The following is a 5,487-nucleotide window of genomic DNA, read 5'->3' as shown; positions in this document are numbered from 1 at the left end:
CGGCTTCCGCCGCTTCCTTCTGCGAAGCCTCGTACATGGCTTGGCCAAGCTTCATAGAAGCCTCGGCCAGCGCCTGGCTCTTGGCTTCGATGTCGGCCGCGTCGTCGCCTTCGGTCGCGGTCTTCAGCGCCGCGATCGCGTCGGAGATCGCCGTGCGCTCGCCTTCCGAAACCTTGTCGCCATATTCCTTCAGCGACTTCTCCGAGGAATGCAGCAGCGCTTCGGCCTGGTTGCGGGCCTCGACCAGCGCACGCCGCTTCTTGTCGGTCTCGGCATTGGCCTCGGCGTCCTTGACCATCTTCTCGATGTCGGCGTCCGAAAGACCACCCGATGCCTGGATGCGGATCTGGTGCTCCTTGCCGGTGCCCTTGTCCTTGGCCGAAACGTTGACGATGCCGTTGGCGTCGATGTCGAAGGTGACCTCGATCTGCGGTACGCCGCGCGGCGCCGGCGGAATGCCGACCAGGTCGAACTGGCCGAGCGCCTTGTTGTCGGCGGCCATTTCGCGCTCACCCTGGAAGACCCGGATGGTCACTGCCGACTGTGAGTCCTCGGCCGTCGAGAACACCTGGCTCTTCTTGGTCGGGATCGTCGTGTTGCGTTCGATCAGGCGGGTGAACACGCCACCCAGCGTCTCGATGCCGAGCGACAGCGGCGTCACGTCGAGCAACAGCACGTCCTTGACGTCACCCTGCAGCACGCCGGCCTGGATGGCGGCGCCGAGAGCGACGACCTCATCCGGATTGACGCCCTTGTGCGGCTCCTTGCCGAAGAACTGCTTCACGATTTCCTGGATCTTGGGCATGCGGGTCATGCCGCCGACCAGGACGACTTCGTCGATCTCGCCCGCCTTCAGGCCGGCATCCTTCAACGCCGCCTTGCAAGGGGCAATCGTGCGCTGGACGAGGTCGTCGACCAGCTGCTCGAACTTGGCGCGCGTCAGCTTCAGCGTCAGGTGCTTCGGCCCGGTCGCGTCGGCGGTGATGAAGGGCAGGTTGATTTCGGTCTGGGTGGTCGACGACAGCTCGATCTTGGCCTTTTCAGCCGCCTCCTTGAGGCGCTGCAGGGCAAGCTTGTCGTTCTTCAGGTCGATACCCTGTTCCTTCTTGAACTCGGCCGCCAGGTATTCGACCAGGCGCATGTCGAAATCCTCGCCGCCGAGGAAGGTGTCGCCATTGGTCGACTTGACCTCGAACACGCCATCGCCGATTTCGAGCACCGAAATGTCGAACGTGCCGCCGCCAAGGTCATAGACGGCAATGGTCTTGCCTTCCTTCTTGTCGAGGCCATAGGCAAGCGCTGCCGCGGTCGGCTCGTTGATGATGCGCAGCACTTCAAGGCCGGCGATCTTGCCGGCATCCTTGGTCGCCTGGCGCTGGGCGTCGTTGAAATAGGCCGGAACGGTGATGACCGCCTTCTCGACCTTTTCGCCGAGATAGGCTTCCGCCGTCTCTTTCATCTTCTGCAGGATCATGGCCGAAATCTGCGAGGGCGACTGCTTCCTGCCGCCGGCTTCGACCCAGGCATCGCCATTGTCGCCCTTGACGATCTTGTAGGGGACAAGCTTCTTGTCCTTCTCCGTCACCGGATCGTCATAGCGGCGGCCGATCAGGCGCTTGACCGCGAAGATGGTGTTTTCAGGATTGGTGACCGCCTGGCGCTTGGCCGGCTGGCCGACCAGACGTTCGTCGTCGCCCGAGATGGCGACGATGGAAGGCGTCGTGCGCGCGCCTTCTGCATTCTCGATTACCTTGGGCTCCTTGCCATCCATGATGGCGATGCAGGAGTTGGTGGTGCCGAGATCGATACCGATTACTTTTGCCATTTCTCTAGTCTCTCCGCTAAGCAGGCTCTCAGGACCCGTACAGGCGTTCCGACGAAAGCCCCTGTTCACAAGAAATCCCGTTCCGGCAACCGGCGTTCCGGCGCCGAACGGCTTGGCGCGTATATAAGAACAGGCGGCATCGCGCGCAAGCATTCTGCGCAGGCCTTCCATGAACCTTTCCATCTCCGCCCGCGACTGATCTCCAGGTGCCGCATGGTGCGGCCCGGAAAGGAAGCCCCCATGACCAATAACCCAGAGGCTCTGAGGTCTCCGGGAACAACAGGAGCTCGGCGCGACCACCGCCTTCGGGACGGGGTCGATGCGCTGGGCTTTCCGCTGATTCCGTTGACCCTGCGTAAGACCAGGCGTATCGTCGTCTTGAGGAAAGCAGACAATTCGATCAGGGAAGAACGAGCCGGACCGCCGCGCCTTGCCCTGATTTGCGCGGCCAGCCCCGACGTTCTCCCGTCGACTACGGGGGGTAGTGTCATGTCTCGCATCCGCGGCTCGTTCGTGTCGTCTCTTGATGGCGGCTTGCGCCGTGCTGTGCATCCAGGCGGGTTGCTGGCGCTGGCACTCGGCCTGTGGCTGGGCGCCGCGCAGGCGCAGGAAACCCGGATCATCTATCCCGGCTCGATGGCGGTGACCGGATTCTCCGGCACCATCATTCCCAATTTCGACCCCCCTGATTCCGAAAAAGAGGGCCTGCCGCCCGGCGTCGATCCGGTCGACGAAACCTTCATCGACCCCACGCGCGCCACCTTGCGCGTGTTCGACGTTTCGCATCTGGGCGGCCCAGCCTCCGGCCAGCTGGTCAACACGCCGCCGCCCTTCGAGGTGACGGCGGAGCAGATCGGCCAGGTGTTCGGCGTCACCTATGATGACGGCGTGCGCGACGGCGTTCCATCGGGCATTCCCAATCTCTATGCCGGCGCCACCTCGCTGCACGGCATCCGTATCGTCACCCCGGATGCCGACGATGACGGCCGCCCCGAGAGGCAGCGCCGCGGCGCTGCCGGTGCCACCTTCATGGATGGCCAGTTCGGCACCGAAAACGGTGGTGGGCCGGGCACCGTCTGGAAGATCGACGGCATCACCGGCCAGGTCTCCAAATTCGCCGACATCGACACCAACAGCGGTCCCGGCATCGGCAATCTCACTTTCGACGCCACTCACCGCGAGTTCTTTGCGTCCGATCTCGACACCGGCCTGATCCATCGCATCGACGCCGAAGGCAGACTGATCGACAGCTTCGATCACGGCGTTGCCGGCCGGCCCACGCATGGGCTCGCTCCCGTCGCCGACGATGGTTCGGTGATGGACATACAAGGTGCCGCCTTCGATAGCGAAGACCCCGACAGCTGGGGCTACACGCAGGACGAGCGCCGCGTCTGGGGTGTCTCCTACCATGGCGGCCGGCTCTACTATTCGGTCGGCGAAAAGTCGGAAATCTGGTCGGTGGGCATCGCTCGCGACGGCAGTTTTGCCGGTGACCCGCGCTGGGAACTGATGGTCAGGGCCGACAAGGACTACGCCGTCACCGACATCGCCTTCGACAACAGCGGCTTCATGTACCTGGCCCAGCGCGGTCCGGTCGAGAACCGTTACGATTACAGCCAGTTCGCCGATTCCGGTAAAGGCGAGGTCATCCGCTATTTCCGGGAGAACCCGGACGATCCGGAAACGGAATCGGTCTGGGTCGAAGTGCCGCAGGAATATGCGGTCGGCTTCCCCCAAGGCAACCGGCAGTCGGCCGGCGGCCTCGACCTGCAATATGGCTATGACGCCGACGGCAATCTCGACAGCTCCGTCTGCACGCAGACGCTGGTCAACACGGGCGACAAGCTGCGCGACAATCCTTCACTCGCCGAACAGCTCGCAGCCGGCGGGCCGCTGGCCGTACACGGTGTGCAGATCACGCCGAAAGAGCTGGTCAAGCCGGCTAATGTGCCGCCCTTCGGCTCATGGTTCGTCGACTTCGACGGTTATTTCGAAGACCCGGAGGTCGAGGGCCATGTCGGCGATGTTGCCGTCTGGCACCCTTGCGAGGGCCGCGCCGGCTATTACGAGGAAATCCCGGGCGGCTACCTGCCCCCCTTCTACCCGCCGGATTTCCCACCACCCGGCAACCTGCCTCCATGTCTCGACGTCGACGACGTCCAGTATTACTGCACGCCTTCCGGCCTCGAGGCCGATCTCTATCTCCATGACCATGCCGGCTTCGGCGGCGATTCGATCAAGGTCCAGTCCAGGACGCCAGGCGTCGGGGTGACATCATCCCAGTCGCATGCGCCCGGCAAGCCTTACACGATCGACATCACCGGCCACTATCCGGGCGACACAGTCGATGTCGGGCTCTGCTTCTACAGGAAGTCCGACAAGGACAAGGGTGGCTATTACCCTTGCTGCAAGATGACTTTGCCGCTCAGAACCCCAGCCGCCAGCTGCGAACGTTGAGGAGGGGAAGATGAAAAATCTCGCACTCTCCCCGCTCGCAACGAACGTCCAAACAACCGTCATGGAGACGATCATGAAACCCCTGTCATACGCCAGGCGCGGCGCGCGCTGGCTGATGGCGGCCGGTATCGCGGTCGCCATGTTCACCCCGGTGCAAGGCTTTGCAGAAGACGCTGCCTCGATCACCCCGGAGCTGAAGCTCGATCTCGACAGTTCGCGCGTCGTCACTCCGAGGCCTGACCAGGTGGTGCCTTTCTTCACCAAGACAGGCGTTCAAAGAGGCTGCGATTACGTCGTCTACTCGCTGAGCTTCGGCTTGCGCGGCGATCCGCAGGGCCTTGCCGACCCGAGCCTCGAGGCCAGGCTGAAGAAGGTCAGGATCGACTTCAAGGACCAGCTTCCGCACGGCCTTGCGATCATCAACGTCAACGTGTCCGGCGACGGCACGGATTCGTCCGGCGGACCACTGCCGGGTGCAACGATCAGCACTTCGGCAAATCCGAACGATACTGCCACGGTTTCCGATTTCCGCATCTCCACGTCCGATGTCGACGGCGTCGGCGCTGCCAACGAGCGTGTGATCAACTTCGCGATCACGGCCAAGATCGATCGTGCGGCATTTCCCGCGCCGACGATCGTCGACAACCAGGGCATGATCAAGGTGACGGCCGGACCGGGCACCGGGACCATCATCCCATCGCAGGATCCGGGCAAGCCCGACGACGGTGACTTCAAGACCGGCGTGAAGACCTCGATCAAGATCGACGTCACCAAGTGCAATCCGCCACCGCCACCTCCCGGCAAGGAATGCTTCAAGGTGGAACGCGGTACGGTCGACTGCGTGCCCGGCGGCGGCGCCTTCATCTATCACATGCCGGTCGGCCCGGAGATGGGCGGCAAGTGGGTGCAGGTGTCGACGAGCACGCCCGGCATCAACATCATCCCCGATACCCAATTGGTGCCGGCGGGCGGCGGTGTGCTCAACTGGAAGATCGTCGGTGCCTCGCCCGGCGACGTCATCCACCTCATCGTCACCGGCATCGAAACCTATGCCGGTCCGAAGGAAGGCTGGGGCCTGTGCTGCACGCAGACGATCGACATCGTCATCCCGCGTGACCAGAGGTGCCCGCCCAGGGACAAGGAGCCGGACCTCAAGGTCGAGAAACGCGCCGACGTGACGCGTTGCACGATGGGCGGCGGCTGCG

Annotated in this window: 2 protein-coding genes and 1 pseudogene; 2 read left to right on the top strand and 1 reads right to left on the bottom strand. The window is 63.4% G+C overall.

Features of this window, described 5'->3' with window-relative positions; translation table 11 throughout:
- On the bottom strand, positions 1 to 1,825 hold a 1,825-nt coding region (dnaK, locus tag EN914_RS22390; RefSeq protein WP_127389266.1), incomplete at its 3' end, for a molecular chaperone DnaK.
- Positions 1,826 to 2,038: 213 nt separating this feature from the next.
- Between dnaK and EN914_RS22385 the strand changes: the two genes are divergently transcribed.
- Positions 2,039 to 4,282 (top strand): hypothetical protein, encoded by a 2,244-nt coding sequence (locus tag EN914_RS22385; protein ID WP_032898762.1) that lies wholly within the window; start codon positions 2,039 to 2,041, stop codon positions 4,280 to 4,282.
- Between the two features lie 10 nt (positions 4,283 to 4,292).
- Positions 4,293 to 5,487: pseudogene (locus tag EN914_RS22380) on the top strand (hypothetical protein); the annotation flags it as partial.

This window comes from Mesorhizobium sp. M7A.F.Ca.CA.001.08.2.1, from assembly GCF_003998455.1.
GTDB classification, from domain to species: domain Bacteria; phylum Pseudomonadota; class Alphaproteobacteria; order Rhizobiales; family Rhizobiaceae; genus Mesorhizobium; species Mesorhizobium ciceri.
Note: the sequence above shows the minus strand (reverse complement) of the source record. Positions and strands in the feature narration are given on the sequence as shown.

Bases quoted from the DNA above. Each gene is read 5' to 3' on its own strand.
- EN914_RS22385 (WP_032898762.1), top strand. From the start codon at position 2,039: ATGGTGCGGCCCGGAAAGGAAGCCCCCATGACCAATAACCCAGAGGCT.